This is a genomic window from Streptomyces sp. NPDC051963 (assembly GCF_044593495.1).
GTDB lineage: Bacteria > Actinomycetota > Actinomycetes > Streptomycetales > Streptomycetaceae > Streptomyces.
Genome location: NZ_JBIUCC010000015.1, coordinates 19,066 through 44,553 on the forward strand (window position 1 = coordinate 19,066; position 25,488 = coordinate 44,553).

At 70.6% G+C, this 25,488-nt stretch carries 23 protein-coding genes, 2 tRNA genes and 1 riboswitch; of the genes, 7 read left to right on the forward strand and 18 right to left on the reverse strand.

Annotation, left to right across the window (positions count from 1 at the left end; all coding sequences use genetic code 11):
- The first annotated feature begins 50 nt into the window (after positions 1–50).
- Positions 51–1,346 (forward strand): PrsW family intramembrane metalloprotease, encoded by a 1,296-nt coding sequence (locus ACIHFB_RS42610; protein ID WP_365288123.1) that lies wholly within the window; start codon positions 51–53, stop codon positions 1,344–1,346.
- Positions 1,347–1,460: 114 nt separating this feature from the next.
- On the opposite strand, the gene ACIHFB_RS42615 is transcribed toward ACIHFB_RS42610, so the two are convergent.
- From ACIHFB_RS42615 to ACIHFB_RS42630, 4 genes are all read right to left on the reverse strand, one after another.
- Positions 1,461–2,501, reverse strand: a complete 1,041-nt coding sequence (locus tag ACIHFB_RS42615) for a M23 family metallopeptidase (RefSeq protein ID WP_400129687.1) — start codon at positions 2,499–2,501, stop codon at positions 1,461–1,463.
- 11 nt (positions 2,502–2,512) lie between these two features.
- A riboswitch (cyclic di-AMP (ydaO/yuaA leader) is annotated at positions 2,513–2,669 on the reverse strand.
- A 320-nt stretch (positions 2,670–2,989) separates the two neighbouring features.
- Positions 2,990–3,063, reverse strand: a tRNA-Met gene (locus ACIHFB_RS42620).
- A 55-nt stretch (positions 3,064–3,118) separates the two neighbouring features.
- Positions 3,119–4,336, reverse strand: a complete 1,218-nt coding sequence (locus ACIHFB_RS42625) for an alginate lyase family protein (RefSeq protein WP_365288135.1) — start codon at positions 4,334–4,336, stop codon at positions 3,119–3,121.
- Between the two features lie 119 nt (positions 4,337–4,455).
- A complete protein-coding gene (locus ACIHFB_RS42630; protein WP_365288137.1) occupies positions 4,456–5,586 on the reverse strand; it encodes a dihydrofolate reductase family protein in 1,131 nt (376 codons plus the stop codon).
- A gap of 65 nt (positions 5,587–5,651) precedes the next feature.
- Between ACIHFB_RS42630 and ACIHFB_RS42635 the strand changes: the two genes are divergently transcribed.
- Together ACIHFB_RS42635 and ribA are read left to right on the forward strand one after the other, a co-directional pair.
- Positions 5,652–6,167, forward strand: a complete 516-nt coding sequence (locus tag ACIHFB_RS42635) for a MarR family transcriptional regulator (RefSeq protein ID WP_365288139.1) — start codon at positions 5,652–5,654, stop codon at positions 6,165–6,167.
- Positions 6,168–6,273: 106 nt separating this feature from the next.
- Positions 6,274–6,915: a GTP cyclohydrolase II gene (ribA, locus tag ACIHFB_RS42640; protein WP_365288141.1), complete on the forward strand. Its 642-nt coding sequence runs from the start codon at positions 6,274–6,276 to the stop codon at positions 6,913–6,915.
- A 1-nt stretch (position 6,916) separates the two neighbouring features.
- Here the strand turns inward: ribA and ACIHFB_RS42645 are convergent, their stop codons facing one another.
- Together ACIHFB_RS42645 and ACIHFB_RS42650 are read right to left on the reverse strand one after the other, a co-directional pair.
- Entirely contained in the window at positions 6,917–7,567 is a 651-nt protein-coding gene (locus ACIHFB_RS42645; RefSeq protein WP_365288143.1) for a response regulator transcription factor, read from the reverse strand.
- 13 nt (positions 7,568–7,580) lie between these two features.
- A complete protein-coding gene (locus tag ACIHFB_RS42650; RefSeq protein WP_400129688.1) occupies positions 7,581–8,735 on the reverse strand; it encodes a histidine kinase in 1,155 nt (384 codons plus the stop codon).
- 113 nt (positions 8,736–8,848) lie between these two features.
- Here ACIHFB_RS42650 and ACIHFB_RS42655 point away from each other — a divergent pair, with 113 nt between their 5' ends.
- On the forward strand, positions 8,849–9,889 hold the full coding sequence (locus ACIHFB_RS42655) for a helix-turn-helix domain-containing protein (protein ID WP_400129689.1): 1,041 nt from the start codon (positions 8,849–8,851) through the stop codon (positions 9,887–9,889).
- 148 nt (positions 9,890–10,037) lie between these two features.
- Here ACIHFB_RS42655 and ACIHFB_RS42660 read toward each other — a convergent pair whose 3' ends face one another.
- Both ACIHFB_RS42660 and ACIHFB_RS42665 read right to left on the reverse strand, forming a co-directional pair.
- Positions 10,038–10,940, reverse strand: coding sequence for a catalase family peroxidase (locus tag ACIHFB_RS42660; protein ID WP_365288149.1), 903 nt, complete (start codon positions 10,938–10,940; stop codon positions 10,038–10,040).
- A 160-nt stretch (positions 10,941–11,100) separates the two neighbouring features.
- Complete coding sequence (locus ACIHFB_RS42665; protein ID WP_365288151.1) at positions 11,101–12,306, reverse strand: acyl-CoA dehydrogenase family protein; 1,206 nt, start codon at positions 12,304–12,306, stop codon at positions 11,101–11,103.
- A 130-nt stretch (positions 12,307–12,436) separates the two neighbouring features.
- Here ACIHFB_RS42665 and ACIHFB_RS42670 point away from each other — a divergent pair, with 130 nt between their 5' ends.
- Entirely contained in the window at positions 12,437–13,480 is a 1,044-nt protein-coding gene (locus ACIHFB_RS42670; protein ID WP_365288173.1) for an AraC family transcriptional regulator, read from the forward strand.
- Positions 13,481–13,568: 88 nt separating this feature from the next.
- Here ACIHFB_RS42670 and ACIHFB_RS42675 read toward each other — a convergent pair whose 3' ends face one another.
- The 4 genes from ACIHFB_RS42675 to ACIHFB_RS42690 all read right to left on the reverse strand — a co-directional run bounded on the left by ACIHFB_RS42675 (position 13,569) and on the right by ACIHFB_RS42690 (position 15,788).
- Entirely contained in the window at positions 13,569–14,288 is a 720-nt protein-coding gene (locus tag ACIHFB_RS42675) for a leucine-rich repeat domain-containing protein (protein ID WP_365288153.1), read from the reverse strand.
- Positions 14,289–14,360: 72 nt separating this feature from the next.
- Positions 14,361–14,924 (reverse strand): hypothetical protein, encoded by a 564-nt coding sequence (locus ACIHFB_RS42680; RefSeq protein WP_400129690.1) that lies wholly within the window; start codon positions 14,922–14,924, stop codon positions 14,361–14,363.
- Positions 14,925–15,034: 110 nt separating this feature from the next.
- Positions 15,035–15,436, reverse strand: coding sequence for a hypothetical protein (locus ACIHFB_RS42685; RefSeq protein ID WP_400129732.1), 402 nt, complete (start codon positions 15,434–15,436; stop codon positions 15,035–15,037).
- Positions 15,357–15,788 (reverse strand): MerR family transcriptional regulator, encoded by a 432-nt coding sequence (locus ACIHFB_RS42690; RefSeq protein ID WP_400129691.1) that lies wholly within the window; start codon positions 15,786–15,788, stop codon positions 15,357–15,359. The genes ACIHFB_RS42685 and ACIHFB_RS42690 overlap by 80 nt, the downstream gene beginning before the upstream one ends.
- Here ACIHFB_RS42690 and ACIHFB_RS42695 point away from each other — a divergent pair.
- Entirely contained in the window at positions 15,783–16,175 is a 393-nt protein-coding gene (locus ACIHFB_RS42695; RefSeq protein WP_400129692.1) for an FAD-binding protein, read from the forward strand. The genes ACIHFB_RS42690 and ACIHFB_RS42695 overlap by 6 nt on opposite strands.
- Positions 16,176–16,183: 8 nt before the next feature.
- Positions 16,184–17,035 carry a hypothetical protein gene (locus ACIHFB_RS42700; RefSeq protein ID WP_400129693.1) on the forward strand — a complete coding sequence of 284 codons (852 nt, stop codon included), beginning with the start codon at positions 16,184–16,186 and terminating at the stop codon, positions 17,033–17,035.
- An 18-nt stretch (positions 17,036–17,053) separates the two neighbouring features.
- Here ACIHFB_RS42700 and ACIHFB_RS42705 read toward each other — a convergent pair.
- The 6 genes from ACIHFB_RS42705 to ACIHFB_RS42730 all read right to left on the reverse strand — a co-directional run bounded on the left by ACIHFB_RS42705 (position 17,054) and on the right by ACIHFB_RS42730 (position 25,485).
- Positions 17,054–17,126, reverse strand: a tRNA-Lys gene (locus ACIHFB_RS42705).
- A 110-nt stretch (positions 17,127–17,236) separates the two neighbouring features.
- Entirely contained in the window at positions 17,237–18,772 is a 1,536-nt protein-coding gene (locus ACIHFB_RS42710) for an amino acid permease (protein ID WP_400129694.1), read from the reverse strand.
- Positions 18,773–18,820: 48 nt separating this feature from the next.
- Complete coding sequence (locus tag ACIHFB_RS42715; protein WP_400129695.1) at positions 18,821–21,880, reverse strand: FG-GAP repeat domain-containing protein; 3,060 nt, start codon at positions 21,878–21,880, stop codon at positions 18,821–18,823.
- Positions 21,881–22,091: 211 nt separating this feature from the next.
- Positions 22,092–24,263, reverse strand: a complete 2,172-nt coding sequence (locus ACIHFB_RS42720; RefSeq protein ID WP_400129696.1) for a DEAD/DEAH box helicase — start codon at positions 24,261–24,263, stop codon at positions 22,092–22,094.
- A gap of 217 nt (positions 24,264–24,480) precedes the next feature.
- Positions 24,481–25,023 carry a hypothetical protein gene (locus tag ACIHFB_RS42725; RefSeq protein WP_365287312.1) on the reverse strand — a complete coding sequence of 181 codons (543 nt, stop codon included), beginning with the start codon at positions 25,021–25,023 and terminating at the stop codon, positions 24,481–24,483.
- A gap of 111 nt (positions 25,024–25,134) precedes the next feature.
- The gene (locus tag ACIHFB_RS42730; RefSeq protein WP_067022470.1) at positions 25,135–25,485 is read right to left on the reverse strand and encodes a metallopeptidase family protein; all 351 of its coding nucleotides are present in this window, start codon (positions 25,483–25,485) and stop codon (positions 25,135–25,137) included.
- Positions 25,486–25,488: the final 3 nt, after the last annotated feature.

Sequence of the window (25,488 nt, forward strand, 5' to 3'; positions counted from 1 at the left end):
CCACCCAGCGCTCCTGCGGGCTGCGCCCCTCCCTCGTTAGGGTCAATGCCGTGGCCACCAGTCCCCCGTATCCGCCGCGCCCCAGCGACCCCGCCGGTGGCGCGCTGCGGCACGCGCACTGGTGGCAGGCCCGATGGGTGCGCTACGGCGCTCTGATCACGCTCCTCGCGCTCTCCGGGCTCGTCATCCTCGCCCTCGTCCGCGAACAGACCGGCACGGAGGGGTTCCTGGTCGGGCTCGGGCTGTCGGTGTTCCCCGTGCCGCTGCTCATAGCCGCCTTCCGCTGGCTGGACCGGGTCGAACCCGGCCCCTGGCGGAACCTGCTCTTCGCCTTCGCCTGGGGCGCCTGCGCGGCAGCGTTGATAGCGATCGTCGCCAACAGCTTCGCGACCCGATGGATAGCGACGGCCACCGCGGATCCGTCCAGCGCGGACACCCTCGGGGCGACCGTGATAGCGCCGATCGTGGAGGAGTCGGCCAAGGCGGCGGCCGTCTTACTCGTCTTCCTCTTCCGGCGACGCGACTTCACCGGGATCGTCGACGGGGTGGTGATAGCCGGCGTCACCGCCACCGGCTTCGCGTTCACCGAGAACATCCTCTACCTCGGTACGGCCTTCGGTACCGACCAGCTCAGCGGCGACCGCGGCATCGCCTCCGTCACCGCGGCGACCTTCTTCGTGCGCATCATCATGTCGCCGTTCGCGCACCCGCTCTTCACCGTCCTCACCGGCATCGGCTTCGGCGTCGCCGCGCTCTCGGGGGACCGGCAGCATCTGCGCCGGGTCCTCGTGCCGCTGTCCGGGCTGCTGCTGGCGATGGGCATGCACGCGATGTGGAACGGCTCGTCCACGTTCGGCGAGTACGGGTTCTTCGCCGTGTACGCCGCCTTCATGGTGCCCGCGTTCGGGCTGCTCACCTGGCTGGTCATCTGGACCCGGCAGCGCGAGCTGAGGACCGTACGAGCCGAGCTGCCCGCGTACGTCGCCGCCGGCTGGCTGGGGCCGACCGCGCCCTTCGTACTCGGATCGATGCGGGCGCGACGGCTGGCCCGGGAGTACGCCCGCCATCACTTCGGCAGGCCGGCGGGGCGGGCGGTGGCGCAGTACGAGGCGTACGCGACGTCGCTGGCGTTTCTGCGCCACCGGGGGCGGCGGGGGCGGGCGGGCACCGACTTCGTCGTACGCGAACGGGAGTTGCTGCATGAGCTGTGGCAGCGGCGGAGGGTCGCGGGACCGGCGCTGGAGTACGCGGCCCGAGTGACGGCGCCGGTCGTCATGCCGCCGGCCTGGCCGATGTACGGTCCCGCGGCACCGTATCCGGCGCACCACAACCCGTACCGGACCTAGGCCTCGCGAGTGGCCGCGAGTAACCCGCCCAGGCCGAGCTGCGCTCCGCCCGAAAACCGGCAGCCCTGACGTCGGGGGGTCGTCGTCAGGGCCGCCGGGGAAGGGGAGGCTGGCTCAGGGGTTCAAGCCCTTGCTCCGCAGCCAGGCCATCGGGTCGATGCCGCTGCTGTCGGAGCTACTGGTGTGGACCTCGAGGTGGAGGTGAGCGCCGGTGACATTGCCGGTCGCACCGACGCGGCCGATGACATCGCCGGTGGCGACCTTCTGGCCGACGCTGACACTGATCGAGGACTGGTGGGCGAACCACAGCTCAGTGCCGTCGTCCAGGGTGAGGACGGTCTTGTAGCCGTACGAACCGTCCCAGCCGGCCTGGGTGATGGTGCCGCTGTGGATGGCCTTGATGAGCGTGCCCGTGGGGGCGGCGAAGTCGAGCCCGGTGTGGTAGCCGGAGGACCAGAGGGAACCGGCCTGACCGAAGGTCGAGGTGATGGTGTACGAGGAGGTCGGCAGCGCGAACTGCTTGGCCAGCTCGGCGAGCCGCTCGGCCTCCGCCTTCTGCCGGGCCGCCTCCTCCGCCTTCGCCTTCGCGGCGGCGGCCTTGGCCTCGGCCTGCCTCTCCGCCTCGGCTGCCGCGTCGGCGGCCTTCTTCTGGGCGGCGGCCTGCGCGGCCTGGGCGGCCTTGGTGTCGACCTGGTCCTGCTGCTGCTCGGCCTGGGCCAGGATCCTGGACCGCAACACCTCACCGGCGTCGGAGGTGCCCTGCTCGGTGTCCTCGGAGGCCACATTGACGCTGCTGAGCGCGGTGTCCTGGGCCTCCTCGTCCGAGGAGTCGTCCGAGATGATCGAGCCCACGGACGGCAGGTCGGGCATGGAGATGGACACCGGCGGCTTGCCGGTGTTGGCGCTGGCCATGCCGCCCGCGCCGACGGCGGCTATGACACCGACGCCCAGAACCGTGGAGCTGCGGGCGAATGCCCCGTTGCGCTGCTTGCTGACGCGGTGCCGGCCGCGTAGGGGAGGGAGGGACTCCTCGGTGGGATTCCACTCCTCCTGCGGGCCCTCGTCGTCGGTGCGGTAGCCCCCGTACACAACGGTGTCGGGCTTGCGCTGACTAGGCACGAACGGGGCCTCTGGAGCAGGCCGGTTGGACGCCACGTAGGCGTACTCCTTTCCTTCCCTATCGCCTACCGGGTTAGCTGACGGGTTCGGAGAGGAAGGTCTCCTACGCGCGTATACCCGCCGTGCTTCCACGGTGGCATCCGCGCGATTCACCCCAAGGTGGTGGTTCCCCGGTTCCCTTGCGGAATTCGGCGCGTGCGCACGGAGCCGACTCTTGTGACGGCTGGGACGACCGCGCTGCGTTATCGAACGTTAATAGACCCAGGGGCCGGATTCCAAGCGGTTCCACTTGATCATTAACGTTTTTGCCCAGGACGTACGGGCCATGACCGGTGAAAATCGGGCGAGTTGACCACGTCACCGAAGCAACTCATCGGCCCCACCAGTTCTGACGTTGTGTCAGTTGTTATCGCAACGGGGTGGCTCGATCACGCCGGGTGACAACGGGCATCACTCGGGCTCGGCATGGGCCGGAACACACCGAAGGGCCCGGATCGCAATGATCCGGGCCCTTCGGCCTTCAGTAGCGGGGACAGGATTTGAACCTGCGACCTCTGGGTTATGAGCCCAGCGAGCTACCGAGCTGCTCCACCCCGCGTCGTTGTGTTCACAAGTGTACGTCATCCGTGGGACACCCATGACCACACGGTGGTTCACCCGGCGGGATTGCCCGCGTGGGTGAGGGTTTCCCAGGCGACGAAGAGGCCGTCGGTGCCGGCGGGGCGGGTCTGTTCGGCGAGTTTGCGGGCGGTGGGGACGGAGAGGTGGAGACGGTCCTCGAGGTGGTTCAGGGCGACTTCCAGGTCCGGGCCCATGGTCCTGGCGATCCTGCCGCCGCACAGCCAGGTCGGCGCGGGTGCGCCCAGCTGGTGGCGGGCGTGCAGGGAGAGGGCGGCCTTGAGCCGGTCCTTGGCCTCGGCGTACAGGTCGACGCCCTGGTGCCAGGCGGTCTCGGCGATGTGCGCGGTGGCGGCGAGGGAGTGGCCGACGTGCTCGAAGTCACGGCAGGTCTCCTGGGTGACGCCGTCCTTGTAGGTGGACTGCTTGAACCAGTACGACGTCAGCCGCTGCGGGCTGTCCATGCCGGAGCCGGGCGCGGTGAGCGGGAGGCGGCCGTCCTTGCGCAGGTAGAAGTAGGCGGGGACGCGGTCGCGGAAGCGTTGCAGGGCGTGGTCGAAGGTCTTGTGGTCGTCGAGGAAGACGGCGATGCCGATGGCCGCGTCGGTGGAGACGAGGTCGCGGTTTCCGTTGACGTCCAGGACGCGTCGGGTGACGTGGGGGAGGTAGGCGGTGCGGAGCATGGTCTCGAAGCGGAGTACGCGGTGGGCGGGCCAGTCGCCGCCGGGTGTGTGCCGAATGATCTCGGCGGCCCGCGCCCAGGTGGACCCGGCCCAGGCGGCCTGAAGAGCGGCGTTCTGCCCCGTGTGCCGCTCCAGCTTCGCCGACCAGCCGTCCATGATCTCCCTGGCCTTGACGGCGTGCTGCGGCTTGCCGGTGACGGTGAACATCAGGGCCTGGGTGTAGGCGGCGATGGCGTCCGCGCGCTCCTGGATGCAGCCCCGGCCGGCCATGGCGCCGGCGGGGCAGGAGACGGTCCGGTACGGCTCGGACCGGTACTTGTACGCCCCGTACTTGCTGTCCCGCATGTCCAGGAACGCCTTCAGCCAGGGCTTCCTGCCCTCGTTGACGTTCTCTCGTACGGCGTCCAGCTGGTCCTTGCCGACCAGGACGCCGGGGTGGGTGAACTCGGCGTCCGGCGGCAGGGCGCGGCCCATGGTGCGCGTACCGTCGTCGCTCCCGCACGAGGCGAGCAGTGCCGTGACCAAGGGCAGGATCAGCAAAGCCGCCGTCCGTCTGCGCACCGACCTCATCGCCACCTCCGTGATCCACACCGGTCATTGGCAGCGTTACCTGTACGGCGGCGGGGCGCAGGATCTGATGGGCCGAAGGGGAGTTGGGGTCGGGCCGCAGCCGAGGCCGATTCCGTGCTTCACCCCGTCAGATGCCGGTTCGGCGCCTTCGCCCGTTCCTCGTACTCCGGCAGCACCACCACGGCCACGCCCGCCGCCTCCAGGAGCCCGCTCCCGTCGGCGGCCACGACGAACGTGTCAGGCTCGCGCCACGCCGTCACCACCCGCCGTACCCCGGCGTCCAGAATCAGCCGGGCGCACGGCGCGGGGCGGGACGCGCGGTGGGCGCACGGTTCGAGGCTGCTGTACACCGTGGCGGTCGGGAGCCGGGGATCGTCAGGGGCGAGCTTCGCCAGCGCGGCCTCCTCCGCGTGTACGACCGGGTCGTCGCCCTCCCTCGAGTGCCCCCGCGCAAGCTCGGTCCCGTCGGCGGCGACCACGACCGCTCCCACGCTGAACGCGGTCCGCGAGGGCGGGCACTGCGCCGCGAGTTCACAGGCCAGGGCCAGCCAGTGGCGGTCGGCGGCCGACGGGGTGTTCCCGGTGCCGGGGGCGGTGGGCTCGTAGCGCATGAGGACGACGTCCTCGATCCGCCGGGTCTCCACCAGGCGGAGGCGGCCGGCCTGGTACCCGCCGGGGCCGAACAGCCTCGGCGCCTTCGGTTCGCCCACGAACAGCGGTGCCAGGACCAGCTGCAACTCGTCGGCGAGCCCCTGCTGGAGCAGCTGGGTGTGGATGATCCCGCCGCCCTCGACCATCAGGCGCCGTACGCCTCGTACGTCGTGGAGGTGCTCCAGCAGCCGAGGCCAGTCCAGTTCCGGGCCCAGCGGGACGACGTCGGCCGCGACCGGCGTCCGCCGCAGGCGCTCGGCGCCGTGGTCCGTCGTGTAGACGACCTTCTCGCCGCCGGTGTGCCAGAACTTCGCCGTCGGGTCGAGGTCTCCGGAGCCGCTGACCGTGACCTTCAGGGGGTACGCGGGTCTGCCCGCCGCCTCCCGTGCCGTGCGGCGCTCGGGCGAGTTCACCAGGAGCCGGGGGTTGTCGGCGCGGATGGTGCCGGCGCCGACCAGGATGGCGTCGACGGAGGAACGTACCTCGTCGACCCGGTCGAAGTCGGCGGGGCTGGACAGGAGCAGGCGTTCGGGACCGGTGTCGTCCAGGTAGCCGTCGAGGGAGACGGCTGCGGAGAGCAGGACGTAGGGGAAGGGCATCGGCGTACTCCACCTCGGCAACGGGCGGGCTTGGTTCAAGTTTGAAACAAACCTACACTGGGTGCATGACGACCCGCTGGCTCACCTCCGAGGAGCAGCGCGCCTGGCGCGCGTACATCGGCGCCGTTCTCCTTGTGGAGGACGCGCTCGACCGGCAACTCCAGCAGGAAGCCGGCATGCCGCACATGTACTACTCCATCCTCTCCACCCTGTCCGAGGCCCCGGAGCGCAAGCTGCGCATGACCGACCTCGCGGAGCGGCTGAAGATCACCCGCAGCCGGCTGACGTATGCCGTGACGCGTCTGGAGAAGGACGGGCTGGTGGGGCGCGAGAACTGCCGCTGGGACAAGCGGGGCAGCATCGCGTCGCTGACCGACGAAGGGATGGCGGTCCTGGAGCGGGCGGCGCCCGGGCATGTCGAGACGGTACGTGCGCTGCTGTTCGACCGGCTGTCCGAGGAGCAGGTGGGGCAGCTGGAGGAGATCTTCAGCAAGGTCACCGAGGGGTTCGAGGGGGACGCTGCACAGGCGGCACCCGACGAGGTGCCGTGGCGTCGCCGGTCCACCAAGCCCTGTTCATGACGCGGATCACAAATTCATTGCTTCAAAATTTAAACATGAGGTAGGGTCCTGGGCCGAGGAGCTGCTTCAAATCTGAAGCAGATGTGCCGAGGACCGGAGTACCCGCATGCCCGACTACCCCGCCGCCACCCAGCGCTCCCGCGTCCGCGTACCGCTGCGCTTCGGGGACGGCTACCGCGTCGACGCCGAACTGGTCACCTTCCACGGTCTGACCGACGGCCAGGAGCATGTGGCCGTCGTCCTCGGCGACCCGGCACCCGGCACCGTCCCGCTGGTCCGGCTGCACTCCGAGTGCCTGACCGGCGATGTCTTCGGCTCGGCCCGCTGCGACTGCGGCCCGCAGCTGCGCGAGGCCGTCGAGCGGATCGCCGACCGAGGCGGCGTTCTCCTCTACCTCCGCCAGGAGGGCCGCGGCATCGGCCTCTACAACAAGCTCGACGCATACGCCCTCCAGGACCAGGGCCTCGACACCTACGCCGCGAACACCGCGCTGGGCCTGCCCGAGGACGCCCGCGACTACACGGCGGCCGCCCAGATGCTCAACGCCCTGGGCATCACCGAGCTCGACCTGCTCTCCAACAACCCTGACAAGGCAGGCCAGTTGCGGGACCTCGGCATCGCCGTCCACGACCGTGTGCCGACCGGTGTGTTCACCACCGCCCACAACGTCCGCTACCTGCGCGCCAAGGTCCTTCAGACCCAGCACACGCTGCCGCTGGGCGAGCTGACGGAGCGTACGGCGGGCTGAGCTACCGGGGTGTGTGCGCCAGGTACGCCAGCACGGCCAGCACCCGGCGATGTCCGCTGTCGCTCGGCGGCAGGCCGAGCTTCAGGAAGACATTGCCGATGTGCTTGCTGACCGCGCGTTCGGTGACCACCAGGGTCCCCGCGATGGTCGTGTTGTCGTGGCCCTCCGCCATCAGCTTCAGCACCTCGCGCTCGCGCGGGGTCAGTGAGTCGAGCGGCGAGTCCCGGCGCCGGGTCAGCAACTCGGTGACCACCTCGGGGTCGAGGGCGGTACCGCCGGAGGCGACCCGTTCCAGCGCGTCGAGGAACTCGTCGACGCGGCCGACCCGGTCCTTGAGCAGATAGCCGACGCCGCTGCTGCCCCCGCCGAGCAGTTCGGCGGCGTACGACTCCTCGACGTACTGCGAGAGGACCAGCACCGGCAGTCCGGGCATCCGCTGCCGCGCCTCCAGCGCCGCCCGCAGCCCCTCGTCCCGGAAGCCCGGCGGCATCCGTACGTCGAGGACGGCCGCGTCCGGCCGGTGCTCCAGCAGGGCGGGCAGGATCTCGGGCCCGGTACCCACGACGGCCGCCACCTCGTGTCCGGCCGACGTCAGCAACAGCACGAGCCCTTCCCGCAGCAGGGCGTTGTCCTCGGCGATGACGACTCTCACGCCGGGCCTCCGATCACCACACGCACGGCAACTCCACCTCGATCACCGTCGGCCCCCCGACGGGGCTCGACACCTCGCAGCTCCCGTCCAGCGCGGCGACCCGCCGCCGCATGCCGAGCAGCCCCGATCCCCCGCCGTCGTCGGCGCCGCCCCGCCCCTCGTCCCGTACGGTAACCCGCAGCCCGCCCCGGGTCCGCGCGAGCGCGACCCCGGCCGCCGCGGCCCCGCTGTGCTTGGCGACGTTGGTGAGAGCCTCGGCGACCACGAAGTAGGCGGCCGCCTCGACCGCGGCGGGCGCGCGCGGACCCTCGTCGAGACCGCCGTCGTCCACGGTCACCGCGAGCCCTCCCCACCTCGCGGCGAGCGCACGCACCGCGCCCGCCAGCCCCCGGTCCGTGAGGATCGGCGGATGGATGCCGCGCACGACGTGCCGCAGCTCCAGCAGCGCCTCCTCGGCCTGGTCCTGGGCGTCGTCCAGCAGCTTGCGAGCGGCCTCGGGGTCACGGTCGTAGGCACGCTTGGCGAGACCGATCCGCATCGACAGCGCGACCAGGCGGGCCTGCGCGCCGTCGTGCAAGTCCCGCTCGATACGGCGCAGTTCGGCACCGTGCGCGGCGACCGCGTCGGCCCGGGTCGCCTTCAACTGCTCGACACGCTCGACGAGTTGCGCCTTCGGCGAGGGCTTGAGAAGCGTTGTGGACCACCGTGCCTCGACGTCCGCGAGCCGGGTGACCAACGGCAGCGCGACGGCGTCGCGCCGCAGCGCCCCGCACCACACGCCGTCCACGACCAGTCCGACGACCAGCAGCGGCAGGGCGACGACGAGGAGAGCGCCGTACACGTAATGGGCGGCCAGCCACTTCAGGTCCGCCGTCGTCCCCGGGTCCTTCACGGCCGTCCGGAACCGCTCGGCGAGCGGCCCCTCGATCGGCCGGTACGCCTCCGGGATCTCCCGCCCCGTCCACGCGGCCGTCATCCGCCGCTTGGCACCCGCGATCCGCCGCAGCAGCAGCACCGCCTCGGGCAGCATCCAGGCGCCGATCACGACCAGCGTGCCCGTGGCGGCGATCAGCAGCACGGTGATGAAGAGGTACGTCCCGAAGGTCATCGCCGCGACGAGCACGAGGTGGGCCGTGGCCCGCGCGGCCTGCCGCACCGTTTTCCACATGCGGCAACGCTAGATGACGACACCGCCCGCGCACGGGAGAGCAGGCTCCCCGGGCGGGGGTGTAGCGGGCTGCACCCTTCTCTGGTGCCACCCCTGCCGGGCACTATCGCTGCATGTCCATCCCCAAGGAGACCTCAGGACAGGACGCCGCGGCGGCGGGGCCGGTCCTGACGATGGACGCCGGCTCCCTCCCGGCGTCGGACCGGTTCGGCTGGTGGGCCGAGGTGGTCGACGAGATCATGCCGGTGTCGATCCGCAGTGCGCACGAGCCCAGCTTTCAGGGCCGGCTGGAGACCGTGGGGGTGCTGCCGCGCAGTCAGGCGACGACGTTCACCTTCTCCCCGATGACCGCCCGCCGTTCCCTGGCCCAGATCCGCCGCCAGGATCCCGAGGACTACTTCATGCTCCTGGTCGGGGGCAACAGCTCCGCACGGATGGAACAGGCCCGCAGCGTCGCCTGCCTGGGCGCCGGCGAAATGACCCTGTACTCGAGTTCGCACCCGCTGATCACCGACTTCCACGACCCCGGCCAGCAGTGCCGGATGACGGTGCTACGGCTGCCGCGTACCGTCCTGCCGCTGGCGGGCGGACGGGCGGACCGGCTGCTGGCCGAGCCCCTGACCCCCGCGACCGGCTCCGCCGCGCTGCTCGCCACCTACCTGACGGGGCTGCCGGAAGCCGCCCGCACCTGCGGCCCGGCGGAGCTGGCCCGGCTCGCTTCGATCGCCGTCGACCTGGCCGCCTCCGTGCTGGCCGCGCACCTCGGCGACCAGGGCACGCTTCCCGTGGAGACACGCAAGACCGCACTGCTCGCCCGCATCAACGCCTTCATCGACCACAACCTGGCCGACCCGTGGCTGCGCCCGGCGGCCATCGCCGCCCACCACCACATCTCCGTACGCACCCTGCATCTGCTGTTCCGCGACGCACCCGAGCCCGTGGCCGCCACGATCCGGCGCCGCCGCCTGGCGCGCTGCCACGCCGATCTGACCGACCCCGCACTGCGCCACCGCACGATCAGCGAGACCGCGACCCGGTGGGGATTCCGCAACCCGGCGGACTTCAGCCGGTCGTTCCGCGCGGCCTACGGAATCTCCCCCAGCGAGGTCCGGGAACGTGCACAGAATGCGAAGGATCTCGGCACGGGCTGCTAAAGACGGGACTGACCAGCACAGGAGACAGTTGGATCACAGCATCCCAGTGGCTTCAGGACCGGGGCCGGAACCCATCGGGCACGCTCTCGATGCGGCGGAGGACCGCGGGGGGACCTGAGGCCCTGGGGTGCTTCCTACGTCGAACAGGTCAATCGGCGACGAGTCGCAGCCCGCCCCGGGGGCGTCGACTGCGCCGGTCGAAGGACTCGGCATAGGCATGGGCGCGGAAGGCGAGCACGGGATCGTCGGAGAGTGCGATTCCGGGGGTGACGCGGGTCGCGTCGAAGCGTTGTCCGTCCCAGTGTTCCGGGTCCTGGACGGGCGCTGTCAGCTCCAGGCGTCCGGCGGTCAGCTCCTTTCGCGTGTCCGGCCAGGGGACGGTGGGATCGTGCGTGGGGTCGCCGTCCTCCCCCAGCTGAACCTGGAGCGTGAACGCGACCGGGCCGCTTCGCAGGCGCTCGTGGAACTCCCCGGTCAGATAGTCGGCGGTACGGGTGGCCGCCTCCTCCGCGGTCAGGGCCGTACGGCCCGACACCGGCTCCCAGCGGTAGCGGACGGGCTGACGCCCGCCCCTCGCGTCCTCCCAGACGAACGCGTGGATGGCCCAATAGGCGACGCTGCCATAGCTGACCGGCACGGGAGGCTGCTGCATCACGGCCGGGGCGAGGTGCGGGTGCGCCGCGACATAGGCCTGCACGGCGGCCGGGTCGGGGTGTCCGGTGGTCGGGTCCGGCCGCAGCGCCTCGGTCAGTCCGAGGAATTCCTCGGGCGTCGATGCCACGAACAAGGGCACGGTGATGCCGAGGAGATCGGTCCCGGTGCCGTCCGGGAGATGGAAACGGGTCGCCATGCCACGGGTGACCGGGGCGGCGTCGGAGGTGTGCGGGTTTCCCTCCGAGTTGGAGAACCGCACGGTGACGGGGACCTGCTGATGCTGAAGGTGCGCTGCCGTGGTCAGCGCCGACGCCTCCCCGGTCGGGGTGAAGGTGCCGGCGAAGCAGGTGCCCCTCGCGCTGGAGCGGCGGTATCCCGGACAGGGCCCTCCGCTCATACGCTCCATGCTGTCGACCACTTTCCCGGCGTCGGGCTGGTCTACCGGTCGGGTAGGCATGTCGCTCCTCCTGGGGCCCGGTGGATGTGGTCGAGGGCGTGTCCGACGGTTCCGACGGTGTCGAACTGCCGCCCCGCGCCCACTCGTTCGTCGGCCGGGGTCAGATGATGAAGGTCGGCTGGTCGGTGAAGCCCAGCAGGCTGCGGCCGTAGATCTCGCGGCCCAGGTCGGGGTTGACGACGCCGTGCCGGGAAGCCGTGCCGAGGTCGCGCCAGATCCGCTGGAGGGGGTTGGCCGAGGCGAAGGCGCTCGCCCCGGCCACGGAGACGAGACGGTCCACGGCCTCGCGGGTGCGGATGGCGGCGACGGCGGTGTCCATGCGGACCCGGGCCCGCTCGGCCAGGGTGAGCTGCCGTGCCTCGGCGGCGGCGTTGTCGAGGTCGTCCGCAGCACGGAAGGCGTGCAGTTGGGCCGTGTCGATGAGGGACGCGGCATCGGCGACGGCGAGCTGCACGCTCGGCGACTGCGCCAGGCGCTCGTAGAACGTCAAGGACATGGGCTTGCGGCCGGCGATGTCGAGCGTGAGCTCCAGGGCGGCCCGGGCCATGCCGATCATGGGGGCGACCACGGTCAGGGCCAGCATCGACGCCGGCGCGACGGCGATGTGGGGCTCGCCCTCGTGACGGGTGGCGTAGGCGCCGGCCAGGACGGCGCCCATGTTGAGGATCCGATGGGCCGGGACGCTCACCTGATCGGCGACGACGGTGTTGCTGCCGGTGCCGGCCATACCCGCCACGTGCCAGGTGTCCTCCACCGTCAGCTCCTGGACCGGCACCAGGGCGATCATCGGAGGCGTGTCCGCGGCCTGCGGGGCGATGGCGAGCACCACCCACTGCGCGTGGTCGATGCCCGAGGCCCAGGCCCACCGGCCCGAGATGACGAGTCCACCGTCGTCGGTGGCGGTGCTGCTCCCCGACGGGGTCAGCGACGCGGCGACGGCCGCGTCACTGTCCCGGCCCCAGACGTCGTCGCGTGCCCGGCCGTCCATCATCGAGGCGACAAGACTGCCCCCCGTGTAGACCATCGCGATCCAGGCGGCGGAACCGTCGCCGCACGCCAGCTCCGCCGTGACCTCCATGTTGGTGCGCACCGAGGCCCCGTGGCCGGCGAACGCGCGCGGTGTGCCGAGGCGGAACATGCCGGCCTCGCGCAGGGCCCGCGCCGCGTCGTCCGACACACGACGCAGCCGTTCGCCCTCATCGGCCTGCCCGGCGAGAATGGGCACCAGCTTCCTGGCGGCCGCCACCAGCTCGCCTCGGCTTTCGCGGTCGTCGACCTGGGGGCGGAGGTTGGGGGACAAGTTCACAGCAGAGCTCCACAGCGATGGGTGCGGGCGGCCAGGGTGCACGCTCGACGCGTTGGGAGCAGCGTATGGAGCACGTCACGGCATCCGTAAGGAACGCCGGTGCCACGAAGGGGGGATTCGCGTGCCACGCATGGGAGTGCAGGACGACGTACGAGAGTGGCGGCATCGCGCGTCCATAGCCGTGCCGCTGCATCTGCCCCACCGGCAGGACCTCCTGCGCGAGGAGTGGGGCCGCCGGCTCGGCCACATCGGCCATGTGCGGAACCTGCGTCTGCCCACCGACCGGCCCGACGGTGTCTACCGCACCCGGGTCGATCACCGCCTGATCGGCGACGTCGCCGTCAGCCGCCAGTACAGCGACCCCGTGGCAGGGGTCTCCGGCCTCGGCCGCGGCGACCTGGTCGCCGTGCACATCATCGAGAGCGGTGGCCTGACCGTCGAGGACGCCGGCCGACGAGTCGGCGTCGCACCAGGCGTCCTGTGCATCCGCGACCTCCGGGTCCCCTGGCAGTTCGCCTACACCGAGCCGACCAGGACACGCGTGCTCGTCCTGCCGCGGGCCGCGCTCATCGATCACCTCGGCCGAACACCCCTGCCGGCCCTGACCACCGTCTCCGCCACGGCCCCGGAATCCCGCCTGCTGCTCGCCCACCTCGACACCGCCTGGACCCTCTCGGACCAACTCGGCCCGACGGGCACCCGAGCGGCGTCCGCCGCCCTGGCGATGCTGCTCACAGCCCTCATCAACACCCATTGCCCGCCCCCGCCCGCCCCGCCGCACGCCCTGCACGCCGCGGCGACGGCCTACGTGGACAGCCGCCTGCGGGACCCGGACCTGAGTCCGGCGACCATCGCCCAAGCCCTGAACGTCTCCGTCCGCACCCTCCACCGCGCCTTCGCCGACGATGAGTCCGTCATGGCCTACGTCCGCCAAAGCCGCCTCCGAGCCGCCCGCCGCGAACTCGACCGGCCCGACAGCCCGTACACGGTCGCCGAGGCCGCCGCCCGCTGGGGCTTCGCCGACCCCAGCCACTTCCGCCGCGCGTACCGCACGGCTTTCGGGCGGGCACCTCGCGGGGGTGTCCGGCCCAGCCCGCAGGCACACCCGCTCACGCAGACCCCCGAAAACAAGTCAGCGCCCGTGCCGACCGAAGCCGGCCCGGACGCTGCGTAGCAGGTCAGAGGGCATACCCCCTGGCGTACGGCTCCGTCTGCCCACGCAACGCTCACGCACGGCGGGCTGCTGAGCGGCAGCTTGTGGTCTACGAGAGGACGACGCACCCTCGCTGCTCCAGTTCGTTCAGCAGCGACGGGGAAGGCTCGCAGGAGTTCCAGCGCAGGTCCAGCTTCTCCAGCGAGGGCATGCCGACGACCCAGTCCGGCAGCCGCGTGAGGCGGTTGCTCCGCACGTCGAGCTGACGCAGTCGGGGAAGGCCGGCCAGCGCTTCCGGGAGTTCGGCGAGTGCGTTCTCCCGCAGGTCCAGGTGACGCAGTTCGCGGAGGGCAGCCATGGAAGGCGGCAGGCTTTCGACCACGTTGCCCCGCAGCCACAGCTCGCGCAGGCTGCGGAGGTCTCCGATGCTGTCGGGCAGTGTGGTCAGCCGGTTGTGCTGTGCCCGGAGTTCGATCAAACCGGTCATACGGCCGATGGTCTCGGGCAGGGCGGTGAGGGTGTTCTCACCGACGTTGAGGTAGCGCAGCCGCGTCAGGCTTCCCAGTGAGTCGGGAATCTCCGACAGCTTGTTGTCGTGCAGATAGAGGCAGCCGCTGAGGTCGGCCAGGTCGCCCAGGTCGGCGGGCACCGAGGTGAGGTGGTTGTGGCCCAGGTCCAGGGTGGTCAGCCGGTGCAGCCGTCCGATCCCGGGCGGGAGGTCGGTGAGCCCGTTGTCCGCGAGGATCAACACCTGAAGTTCGGCGTCCTGCCAGACCGACTCGGGTACTTTGCCCAGCTGTTGACGCCAGAGGTTCAGCACGTGCGGCACGGTGTGATCCCTTCCTCGGTATGTCGAAGCTCGAAGGTAGCTACGGCCGAATCCCGAGAGCCACGCTTAGGGCTACGGGGCCGTTTCCGGGGTGGGCTCGTGTGTGGTTCGCGCTCGTGTGATGGCGTCGTGGAGGGTCTTCGGGTCGTCTGCGTGGAGCCTGATCACGGTGACGAGGCGGGGTGTGCCGAGGAAGGTCGGTGCGTCGAACGGTTCGGTGAGGTGCAGGGTGATGGACGTCTGTGAGCCGATGGGGAGGTTCAGCTCGCCGTCCTTCTTCTCGTGGGTGAAGCGTGACTCGCGGCGGATGGAGGCGATCTGGTCGAGGGGGAGGTGGATGTCGACGTTGGCGGCCTGTCGGATGCGCAGGGTGCGGCCGGTGAGGGTGTGCGGCCGGGTACGGGAGGCGGCGTGCAGGCCGAGGACGAACAGGACGGTGTAGACGTCCACGACCAGCATGATGGTGTGGATCACGGGCCAGCTCGCGAGTAGATAGGTCAGGGCGACGGTCTCGACCACACAGGCGAACGTGAGGCCGTACATCAAGGCGGCCTGGTCCCGGCCGTGGGTGAAAACCCCGTCGGCCCCGTCGATGCCGTGTGGCCGGCGGGTGATCCACCGGATCAGGCTTTCCATGATCCGGCCCTCGTGTGCGAGGAACCGCAGGGCGGGTGGGGACGGGCGTGTGGGTGCGGACGGGCGCGCGGGTGCGGCGCGTTGCGGCTGGTCAGCTGGGGGAGTCATGGTCATACCCGTGCTTCCTGTCGTTGCTTGACGAGTTCGAGGGCGGAGCGCACGGCCGCGGCCTGGGCCGGGTCCAGGTCCTCGTAGAGGACGTCGGTCAGGCCATGGGCGCCTGTGCCGGGGACATGCGACGCCAGGCCATCGGGCAGAAGGGCCGCCAGCGCCGTGGCGGCCCGGGAGACCTGCGGGTCCTCCGGCTCCAGGCCGACGAGGCCGTCCAGTAGGCCGTAGACCGCTCCGGCGTGCTGCTGCATTGCTTGCAGCGCCGCCATCAGTGACCCCCGGCTTTCGTGGGGTGCCACGGTGTCGAGGAAGACCAGGTGCTCACGGTCCTTCACGGCCATCGGTGAGCCGTCCACGTCGTCCCCGAGGGCGGCCAGCAGGCCGGTGAGTGCAGGTGACACGGGTCCCTCGGGGGGGCAGAGATCCGGTCCGTGTCTCGATCAGCAGCGCGGCCAGGCGCGTTCGACGCTGCCGAGTCACGGCTTCCTGCCGGGCCAGGTCGGTGTCCAGCTCTTCCAGGACCTCACTCAGGTCATGACCTTCGGTGCCCGCGAGGACGTGCCGTATCTCGTCGAGCCCGCCCCCGAGTTCGGTCAGCTGCCGGATCCGGGCGAGCAGGACGGCGTCCCGGACGCCGTACTCGCGATACCCGTTGCTGCGCCGTAGGGGCTCGGGCAGCAGCCCGAGTCGGTGGTAGTGCCGCACAGCCCGCGGGGTCACCCCCACCACCGCTGCGACTTCGCCGATTTGCATGAGCCCAGTGGAAACCGTGACGTCGCGTCAAGGTCAAGTGCGGGGCGCGTCGCCGCCCGCCACCGCGCGGCGGTCGCCGTCCAGGCCACCGGCCACGGCATCTCCCGCTCGGCGGACGGCGGACTGCTCATCAACACCCGTCTCATGAAGGACACTTGCGTCAGCACGGCACGGCGCAGCGCGGTCGTGGGTCCCGGTGTCGTCTCCTCCGAGCTGATCACCGAAGCGGCCGCGCACGGCCTCGCACCCGCCAACGGTTCGGCGCCCGACATCAGCGTCACCGGCTACACCAGCGGCGGCGGCCTGCCGGTGCCGCCCAGAACAGGTCGGAGTTCCGGTACGGGTGAGCCTGCGGCGGCGCCGGAGGCAAGTCGAACTTCGGTGTGATCACCGAGATGGAGACGGCGCTCTTCCCCGTCACCCGGCTGTACGGCGGGAACATGCAGTTCCTCGGTGGACTGCCCGAACTCCTGGCCGCCTACCGGGAGTTCACCCGCGACCTCACCGAAGAGATGACGACCTCCCTGGCCATCATGAACGTCCCCCCGAGCCCGGCCTTCCCCGAGGCGCTGCACGGCAGGATCCTGACCACCCTGCGCGTCGCCTTCACCGGTGACGCGGCCGAGGGCGAGCGGCTGCTGAGCCCGCTGCGGGCGCTGGGCCCGATGGCGGACGCCGTCGCGGAGATGCCGTACACGGATGTCGCGAAGATCTACGCCGACCCGGCGGGCCCCATCCGCACCCGGGAGCGCTCCGGCGCACTGCGCGAACTGAACGACACGACACTGCGCCGCCTGCTCGCGGCCGCCGGTCCTGGCGCCGAACGGCCGCCGCTGGTCGTGGAGATCCGCCACCTCGGCGGTGCGCTCGCCCGTGCCCCCGGGCGCCCGAACGCGGTCGGTCCGCGCGACGCCGAGTTCACCCTCTTCGTGGCGGACATCGCGCCGGACCCTGCCCTGGACGCCACGCTCGAAGAGGGCCGGCAGCGCGTCTTCGACGACCTCGGCTCCTCGCTGACCGGCCAGGTGATCCCGCCCAACTTCCTCACGGACCACGACACCACGGCCCGCCAGGTACGTACCGCCTACCGCTGCCAGGACTACGACCGCCTCGTCTCCCTGAAGCGCCGCTTCGACACCGGCTTGCCCATCCACCCACGCATCGCTCACGCACGGCCCCGAAAAAGCAGCAGCGCCCAACCCGACCGAAGCCGAATCAGACGCTGCGCAGCAGGTCAGAGGGGGTAACCCCGTCACCCGCATCCGTAGGCCCTGTGGGACTCGAACCCACAACCAATGGATTAAAAGTCCACTGCTCTGCCAATTGAGCTAAGGGCCCAGGCGATGTTGCCTCCCCGAGCATAGCCGGACCCGGCCGGGTCTCCGATCGGGTATCGGGGACCCGGCCGTGCCGTCACCGGTGCGGCGGGCCAGGAGTGTCCGGGCGTGTTACGGATCTACCGGTTCGGGCGCCTGCGCGCGGGCGGCCTCGCGGGCGATCGTCCGTTCGTGGTCGGGGTTGAGGAACCAGTGCCGGGCCGAGGCCAGCCACCAGGTCGCGGCGAAGCCGACGACGACCAGGACGGCGACCGGGGCGTAGTTGAAGGTCTCTGAGGTGACGGGGGAGACCTGCGGCAGCATGAAGAGGATCGTGATCACGACGACCCAGGTCACCGCCACCACGCCGATCGGTCGCGACCAGCGCCCCAGGTGCCACGGTCCGCGCTCGAAGTCCTCGCCCTTCCGCAGCCGCAGCAGCGTCGGGATGACGTACGCGATGTACAGACCGATCACGGCGATCGACGTCACCGCCGCGTAGGCGGTGACATTGATCAGATACGGCAGCCCGAGCACCAGCGCGCCCAGTGCCGCCAGCCAGACCGCCGCCACCGGGGTGCGGGTGCGCGGGTTCACCGTGTGCCAGAGGTGGGAGAAGGGCAGCGCGCCGTCCCTGGAGAACGCGTAGATCATCCGGCTGTTGGCCGTCACCGACGCCATCCCGCAGAACAGCTGCGCGCCGATCACGACCAGGAGCAGCAGCTTGCCCGACGTGGCGCCCAGCGCGTCGAGCAGGATCTGTGCCGGCGGTGCGCCGGTGGGAGACGTCAGCGCCCCCTCGTACGACTGGATCGCGAAGGTGAAGCCCAGGAGGAGGACGAAGCCCGCTATCCATGACGTCCAGATGGACTGGACGATCCCCTTCGGGCCCGCCGTCGACGCGTCGTGGGTCTCCTCGGTCATATGGGCGGAGGCGTCGTAGCCGGTGAAGGTGTACTGGGCCATCAGCAGGCCGATCGCGACGACGTACACCCCGCTGCCCCAGCCCGTGTTGTTCACGAACTCGCCGAACACGAAGGACGCGGACTGGTGTTGGTCGGGGGTGAAGGTCAGCGCGCCGACGATCAGGGCCACGCCCAGCACGTGCCACCACACGCTGACGCTGTTCAGCAGCGCGACGATGCGTACGCCGAAGGTGTTCAACAGCCCGTGCAGGACGAGGATCCCGGCGAAGAGCAGGATCGTGCGGCCCGGGGTCACCTCGAAGTCGAACTGGAGGTTCAGGTACGCGCCCAGGAAGGACGCGGCGCCGAAGTCGATGCCCGCGGTCACCGCGACCTGGCCCAGCACGTTGAACCAGCCCGTGAACCAGGCCCAGGCGGCCGCGCTCCGGGGTGGCGCGAGACGGTGCGCCCAGAAGTACAGGCCCGCCGACGTCGGGTACGCCGAGCAGATCTCGGCCATCGACAGGCCCACGAACAGCGTCATCAGTCCGACCGCGACCCAACCCCAGGTGATCACGGCGGGACCGCCGGTGTTCATGCCGAACAGATACAGCGTCAGACATCCCGACAGAACCGAGATGATCGTGAAGGAGACCGCGTAGTTGGAGAACGCCGACATGCGGCGGGCAAGGACCTGTGTGTAACCGAGCTGGGCCAATCGCTCTTCGTCAGACAGCCCACTCGCTTTGGCGTCATCTGTCATGCCCCCAGCGATTCCCTCGCCGGGGGCATGACATGCATCACAACTTGGCTAGAAAAGGCCCTTGTAGTACTGCCAGCCGCTGCCGATCTTGGCGCGGGTCCCGAACGTGCCCTTGCCGGTGCCGTTGAGACGGTAGAGGTTGCCGGCCGTGTCACGTGCGACGAGGTCGGCCTTGCCGTCGCCCGTGATGTCCCCGGTGCCGACAACCGCGTTGTAGGAGACGCCCCAACTCGCCGACAGCTTCACGCGGGCGCCGAACCCGCCATTGCCGGTGCCGTAGTAGCGGTACAGCGCGTTCGTCTTGTCCTGCGCGATCAGATCGCCGACACCGTCGCCGTTCAGGTCCCCGGCACCGACGACCTTCTTGTACGTCTTCCAGTTGTCGTAGAGCTTCACGCGGGCGGAGAGCTTGCCGGTGCTGGTGCCCTTGTAGACGTAGACGGCGCCGGTGGATGTGTTGCGGGCGATCAGGTCGGGGCGGCCGTCCTTGGTGAGGTCGCCGGGGGCGGTCAGGACGTCGTACTGGTTCCATCCGGTGCCGAGCGTCGTGTACGGCGTCGTCGTCTGCACGGCGTTGCCGCAACCCGGCTTGTACAGGCGCAGGGAGCTGCTCAGCCGTATCAGGACGTCGTTGCAGTTGTCGCCGTTCAGGTCCCCGACGGGCACCGCCTTGAGGGCCGCGGACCAGCGGACGCCGATCGCCGCCGTCTGGAACTTCCCGTCCCCCGTGCCCCGGTGGAAGGTCAGCTCGCCCGAGGACTTGAGGGTGAGCAAATCACCAGTGCCGTCCGAGCCGCCGACGTAGTCGCGGTGCACCGCGCGGCCGTGCAGCAGCCGGATCGTGCCCTGGAGCGAGAGCGGAGCGCCCACGCCGTCCGCCGGGGTGATCGACAACGTCCAGTCGTACGGACCACTGGGGAGCAGCTTCGTGCCCACGCCGTCCCAGCCGACCGTCAGCTTGCCGCGCGCGGGGCCACCGGTCGTGGTGTCGACGACCCTGCCGGTCGCCTTGTCCCGAACCGTCAGTGTCCAACTCGCAGCCGGCTTCGACAGCAGTACCCGGGTGACCGGGTACACAGCCGGATCGGTCTGGCGTGCCTCCAGCTCCGTAGCGCGGAACACCGGGCCCAGCAGCCGCAACGGCTGCTCGGCCACCCCGGACGGCACCAGGTGCACCTGCTCCTTGGCGTCCACATAGGCCGCGTTCGCACCGGACTCGTCCACCGTCCAGCGCACATCCCGCTGCGAGACACCGGTGTCGGGCAGGTCCCCGATGACCCGGCTCGCGGGTGTGCCGTCCGCGACCGCGGTGAGCGTCAGCTTTCCGGCCGCCTTGTCGTGTGTGACGACGTATCCGTCACCGAGCTTGGCCTCGCCGGCCGGGACGGGCACGGACTTCTTGGCCGTACGGTCGTACACGCCCGCCCTGTCACCGCAGTTCCAGTACAGCCAGCGGTCCAGCGCCTGAAGTTCGGTGGGCGAGCAGCCGGCGTCGGTGGTGAGGCTCTCGGTGGTCTTCTTCTGCGTCAGGTCGTACGCGGCGACGGTGCCGGGGGTCGCGTCCGCGGTCCACAGGACATCGCCGGAGAGGGCTGCGGGATTGGAGGTGCGGGTGAGGACGGAGTCAAGGGTGTAGCTCATCCTGTAGACGAGTTGCTCGGTGGGCGTCGTGTAGAGCAGGTACTCGCCGGAGACACCGGTGATCCGGCCACCGGCAGGCACGCTCTCCTCCCAGTGGCTTCCGGGCCCGCTGGCCCTGATCCGGTCGTACTGGCCCGAGCCCCGCTCCAGCCACACGACCGACCCGTCCACCGTGCCGAACAGCTGCGAGCACCCGGCATCCGTCACCGGACAAGATGCCGGCACCGTGCCGAGCCCGTCGTGCGACGAGCGCTGCCCGAACGTCGGCGTCCCGGTCGCTGCGACGGTCCGCACCCACGTGTCGCGGTGCCCGTTGCTGGTATCGGCCACCGAGAGCCGGCCCTGGTCCAGCGCAAGACCCTGGATCTTGTACGGCGGTTTCGACAGCGTCTTGATCATGGTGACCGTCGGCCTGCCGTCGGCGCCGGGGGCGATGCGCTGGATGCCCCAGTCGTCGGCGCCGGTGCGGCCGACGACGACCGCGGTGCCGTCGGAGACAGCGGACGCGCCGGGGTTCGACGAGGTGAGCAGGGTCACCTCCGGCCCCCCGGAGAGGGGCTTGGCTCTGACGGTCGTGCCGTTGCTGGGCCGGTGGATCAGCCAGTCACCGACGACGGCGAGGTCCTCGGCGGGGTTCACGCTGCCGCCGCCGTCCAGCGTGAGTTCGACCGGGGTGGCGGACAGGTCGGAGCGCGGGAACACAAGGACGGTCGCGTCGTTGAGGTTGAACAGCACCACGTGGTCGCCGGTGACCTGCGCCTTGAGGTAGGCCTTGGAACGCGGCGGCGTCCAGCTCAGCACCTGCCCCGTTCTCCGGTCGACCATCACCGACAGGTTCTGCCCGTCCTGCGAGGCCTGGAAGAGCAACCCGCCCGCGTCGGCGCCCACCACCGCCCCGAGGTTCATTCCCGCGGGCAGCCCGGTGACCGGCACATCGCGGGTGCTGCCGTCGGCCTCCGGAACCAGCAGGTGCATCTCCCGCCGGGCGGTCCCGTTCTCGTCCGGCACAGAGCGCCAACCGATCGACAGGTCACCGTACGAGCTGAGCAGTGACAGGCCCGACGGCACCTTGATGGTGCGGGAGGTCCCGTCGACCGCGTTCCAGAGTTCGACGCGGCCCTCACCGTAGAACGAGAACGCCAGGACGTCGCTGCCGGTCCCCTGCCGGAAGAAGTCCCCCGTCCGCTGCGGCACGGGCACCGACTTCCCGTCCGAGTACCGCGTCCAGACCGGCCCAGCGCCTTCCAGCGTGTGGAAGACGCCCTGTGCCCCCGCGCCGTCCCGACCGCTGTACGACGACGTGTTCTGAAGGACTGCCGCGATGTACGTGCCGGGCATCGCCGCCGGCACCACCGTCTCCTGCGGCACCTCCGCAACCGCGGTGGACGGCAGCAGCGGCGCCAGTCCGGCCGCCAGTACGGCGGAGGCGGCGAGCACGCGCAGGCGTATGCAGGCATGCCGAGCCAAGGAGACCCTCCCCGAAACGTGAGGCGGGACGCACACCGCTGCTCGATGCCCAGGCCCCCCGGCCGTCGCATCCGCCTCTCAAGTCGGCTGATCTTACAGTGACTTCACAGTTTCGGAGTGAGCGATTTCGGGCCGCTGGGTTACGCATACGGAAACGCCAAAAGGGCCCGCACGGCCGAAGCCGTACGGGCCCTTCTCAGTTCACTCGGCGTCAGCCGTTGCGCTTCCAGCGCGGCTTGTCGTCACGGCGTCCGAAGGACGAGGAGGACGAGCCGGTGCCGCTGCCGCCGCCGCGGTGGTCGTCACGGCGGCCGTAGGGACGCTCGTGGCCGCCGGAGCGGAAGCCCGGGCGGTCGCCCTGGCGGTCGCGGTTGAACGGGCGGTCGCTGCCGCGGTGCCCACCGCGCTCGTCACGGCGCTCGAAGGAACGGCCGGCCGGACGGTCGTCGCGGCGGAAGCCGCCACGGTCGTTGTCACGACGCTCGAAGGAACGACCACCACGGTCATCACGACGGTCATCGCGACGGAAACCACCACGGTCGTTGTCACGACGCTCGAAGGAACGACCACCACGGTCATCACGACGGTCATCGCGACGGAAACCACCACGGTCGTTGCTGTCGTCGCGGCGGAAGCCGCCACGGTCGTTGTCGCGACGCTCGAAGGAGCGGCCGCCACGGTCGTCACGACGGTCATCGCGACGGAAACCACCGCGGTCGTTGTCACGACGCTCGAAGGAACGACCACCACGGTCATCACGACGGTCGTCACGACGGAAGCCGCCACGGTCGTTGTTGTCACGACGGTCGTCGCGGCGGAAGCCACCACGGTCGTCCCGACGCTCACGACGCTCGTACGACGAAGGGGCCGCCTCGGTCCGGTCGGCGTTGTCGACGCCTCGCGCCGACGGCTGCTCGGGCACCGACACCGCTGCCGCCTCGACGGCCGCCTCCGCCACCGCGGCCTGCGCCTCGGCGACCGCGGCCTCGGGGTCCTCGCCCCGCTCGCGGGCGACCCGGGCGACGAGGCGGTCGGCCTCCTCGCGCAGCTCGGTGGCGCGGCGCTGCGCCCGCTCCAGCTCCTTGGTGAGCTGGGCGACCTCACGCTCGGCCTGCTGCGCGGCGTTGCCCGCGGACTCGGACTGGACCTCGGTCATCGAACGGGCGCCGGTGATCTCGGCGACCTCGGGCTCGAAGGCCGTACCGGAGTTGATGATGTGACGGCCGGCGTCGACGCCCGCGTCCTCCATCAGCCGGAAGATCTGGCGGCGCTGGTGCGGCAGCGAGAGGGAGACGACGGTGCCGGTGCGGCCCGCGCGGGCGGTACGGCCGGCGCGGTGCAGGTAGTCCTTGTGGTCACCGGCGGGGTCGACGTTCAGGACGAGGTCGATCCCGTCGACGTGGATACCGCGGGCGGCGACGTCGGTGGCGACCAGGCAGTTGACGTAGCCGTCCTTGAAGTCGGCCAGCGTCCGGGTCCGGGCGCCCTGGGTCATGCCGCCGTGCAGCGCGTCGGCCTTCACACCGGCGTCGCGCAGCTGCTCGGCGACACGGTCGGCACCGAGCTGCGTACGGACGAAGATGATCGTCCGCCCCTTGCGGGAGGCGATCGCGGCCGTGACCGGCGCCTTGTCCTTGGGCTTCACCACGAGGATGTGGTGCGACATGGTCGTGACCGCGCCCTGGGCGGCGTCCACCTCGTGGTGGACCGGGTCCTTGAGGTACCGGTCGACGAGGGTCTTGATCTCGTTCTCCATGGTCGCGGAGAACAGCATCCGCTGGCCGCCGGCCGGGATCTGGTCGAGCAGCTCGGTGACCTCGGGCAGGAAGCCCAGGTCGGACATCTGGTCGGCCTCGTCGAGTACGGCGATCTGCACGTCCTCGAGGGAGCAGGCACCGCGGTTGATGATGTCGCGCAGACGGCCCGGGGTGGCGACGAGGATGTCGACGCCGCGCTCCAGGGCGTAGATCTGGTTGCCCATGGAGGTGCCGCCGCAGACGACCTTCATCTTCAGGCCGACGACATCGCCGTAGGGCTGAAGCGCGTCCGCCACCTGCATGGCGAGCTCACGGGTCGGGGTGAGGATGACGGCGCGCGGCCTGCGCTTCTCGGTGCGGCCGCCGGCCAGCGAGGCCAGGGTCGGCAGACCGAAGGAGAGGGTCTTGCCGGAGCCGGTGCGGCCACGGCCGAGGATGTCCTTGCCGGCCAGGGCGTCCGGGATGGTCGCGGCCTGGATCGGGAAGGGGGTGGTCACGCCGTTCTGTGCGAGCTTGCGCACGACGCCCTCGGGGAGACCGAGGTCCGCGAACGTGAGCTCGGGGGTCTCTACGGTCTCGTCCCCGTTCTCGGGCACGACGACGTGATCAGTACTGGAAATGGACATGCGAATGCGAAACCTTCCGGAGTCTCGTCGGCACGCGCCCGTCAACTCCGTGATTTCGCAATACGACCGCCTCTATGCGGTCAGCCACGGCAAGGGAGAGAACGCGCCACACGGCGCGCTCTTCTCTGGCGCCGGGCAAATGAATCAAACGATCTATAACCATACGCACCCACCAGCCTCCAAGGCAAACCGCGCCCCCGAGAGACAGGTCACACCCTCACGCCGGTGACCCCGCGGTCGGCGCCGGCTCCCGCTGGGCCAGTTGCGGTGCCGTCTCCCCGTGCGCCGACGACGACGGCTCGGCCACCGTCGGCTCCGGGGTCACGGGCGGCGCCGGAGGCGTGGGCGTCGGCTCCGGCTCGGCCGTCCGTGTGGGCGTCGGCTGCGGCCCGGTCGGTTCGGGCACGTCCGGCGAGGCCGGCTGTCCCGGCTGCACCGGCGCCGAAGCAGCCGCGCTCCCGGCCGCGGAAGCCGGAGCCGAAGGCCCTCCGGACGCCGCCCCCGGCTTGCCCTTGCCCTTGCCGTCCCGCTTCTTCTCGTCCTTCCCGTCCCGCTTGCCGTCCCCGGCCGGCCCGTACCCGGAGCCACCGCCCGACACGGCCGATCCCCCGTCCGGCGCCTCACCGCCCCGCTGCCCGGCGGAATGTGACGGCTTGGCTCCCCCGCCGGACTCGTCGTCACCCACGCTCATACAGCCGGCGGCGGCAGCGACGGCCACGACTGTGGCAGCCAGGCGAACGGGTACGTACAAGGGGCGCACGGGCAGCCACCTCCGGGGAGGGCGAAGAAGTCAACCTGCCCAACTCCCGCCGCCCACAAGAGGACACGCGCAGGACGACACGCGACGCGCCGCCACTGGACATACGACGGCTCAGCCGTATCCCAGCGCGTGCAGCCTGGCGTCGTCGATCCCGAAGTGATGCGCGATCTCATGGACCACGGTCACCTCGGTCTCCGCCACGACCTCCTCCCGCGACTCGCACATCCGCAGCGTCGGCCCCCGGTAGATCGTGATCCGGTCCGGCAGCACCCCGGCGTACCACTCCCCGCGATCGGTCAGCGGCGTCCCCTCGTACAGGCCGAGCAGCTCGGGATCGTCCGCCGGCGGTTCGTCCTCGACGAACACCGCGACGTTGTCCATCAGCCGCGTCAGCTCCGGCGGAATCCGGTCCAGCGCCTCGGCGACCAGTTCCTCGAACTCCTCGCGCGTCATCTCCAGCACAGG

Excerpts from the sequence above, each read along its gene's own strand:
- ACIHFB_RS42625 (WP_365288135.1), bottom strand. The coding sequence starts at position 4,336 with ATGAGGTCGGTGCGCAGACGGACGGCGGCTTTGCTGATCCTGCCCTTG.
- ACIHFB_RS42630 (WP_365288137.1), bottom strand. The coding sequence starts at position 5,586 with ATGCCCTTCCCCTACGTCCTGCTCTCCGCAGCCGTCTCCCTCGACGGC.
- ACIHFB_RS42635 (WP_365288139.1), top strand. The coding sequence starts at position 5,652 with ATGACGACCCGCTGGCTCACCTCCGAGGAGCAGCGCGCCTGGCGCGCG.
- ribA (WP_365288141.1), top strand. The coding sequence starts at position 6,274 with ATGCCCGACTACCCCGCCGCCACCCAGCGCTCCCGCGTCCGCGTACCG.
- ACIHFB_RS42650 (WP_400129688.1), bottom strand. The coding sequence starts at position 8,735 with ATGTGGAAAACGGTGCGGCAGGCCGCGCGGGCCACGGCCCACCTCGTG.
- ACIHFB_RS42655 (WP_400129689.1), top strand. The coding sequence starts at position 8,849 with ATGTCCATCCCCAAGGAGACCTCAGGACAGGACGCCGCGGCGGCGGGG.
- ACIHFB_RS42660 (WP_365288149.1), bottom strand. The coding sequence starts at position 10,940 with ATGAGCGGAGGGCCCTGTCCGGGATACCGCCGCTCCAGCGCGAGGGGC.
- ACIHFB_RS42670 (WP_365288173.1), top strand. The coding sequence starts at position 12,437 with ATGGGAGTGCAGGACGACGTACGAGAGTGGCGGCATCGCGCGTCCATA.
- ACIHFB_RS42680 (WP_400129690.1), bottom strand. The coding sequence starts at position 14,924 with ATGGAAAGCCTGATCCGGTGGATCACCCGCCGGCCACACGGCATCGAC.
- ACIHFB_RS42690 (WP_400129691.1), bottom strand. The coding sequence starts at position 15,788 with ATGCAAATCGGCGAAGTCGCAGCGGTGGTGGGGGTGACCCCGCGGGCT.
- ACIHFB_RS42700 (WP_400129693.1), top strand. The coding sequence starts at position 16,184 with ATGGAGACGGCGCTCTTCCCCGTCACCCGGCTGTACGGCGGGAACATG.
- ACIHFB_RS42710 (WP_400129694.1), bottom strand. The coding sequence starts at position 18,772 with ATGACAGATGACGCCAAAGCGAGTGGGCTGTCTGACGAAGAGCGATTG.
- ACIHFB_RS42720 (WP_400129696.1), bottom strand. The coding sequence starts at position 24,263 with ATGTCCATTTCCAGTACTGATCACGTCGTCGTGCCCGAGAACGGGGAC.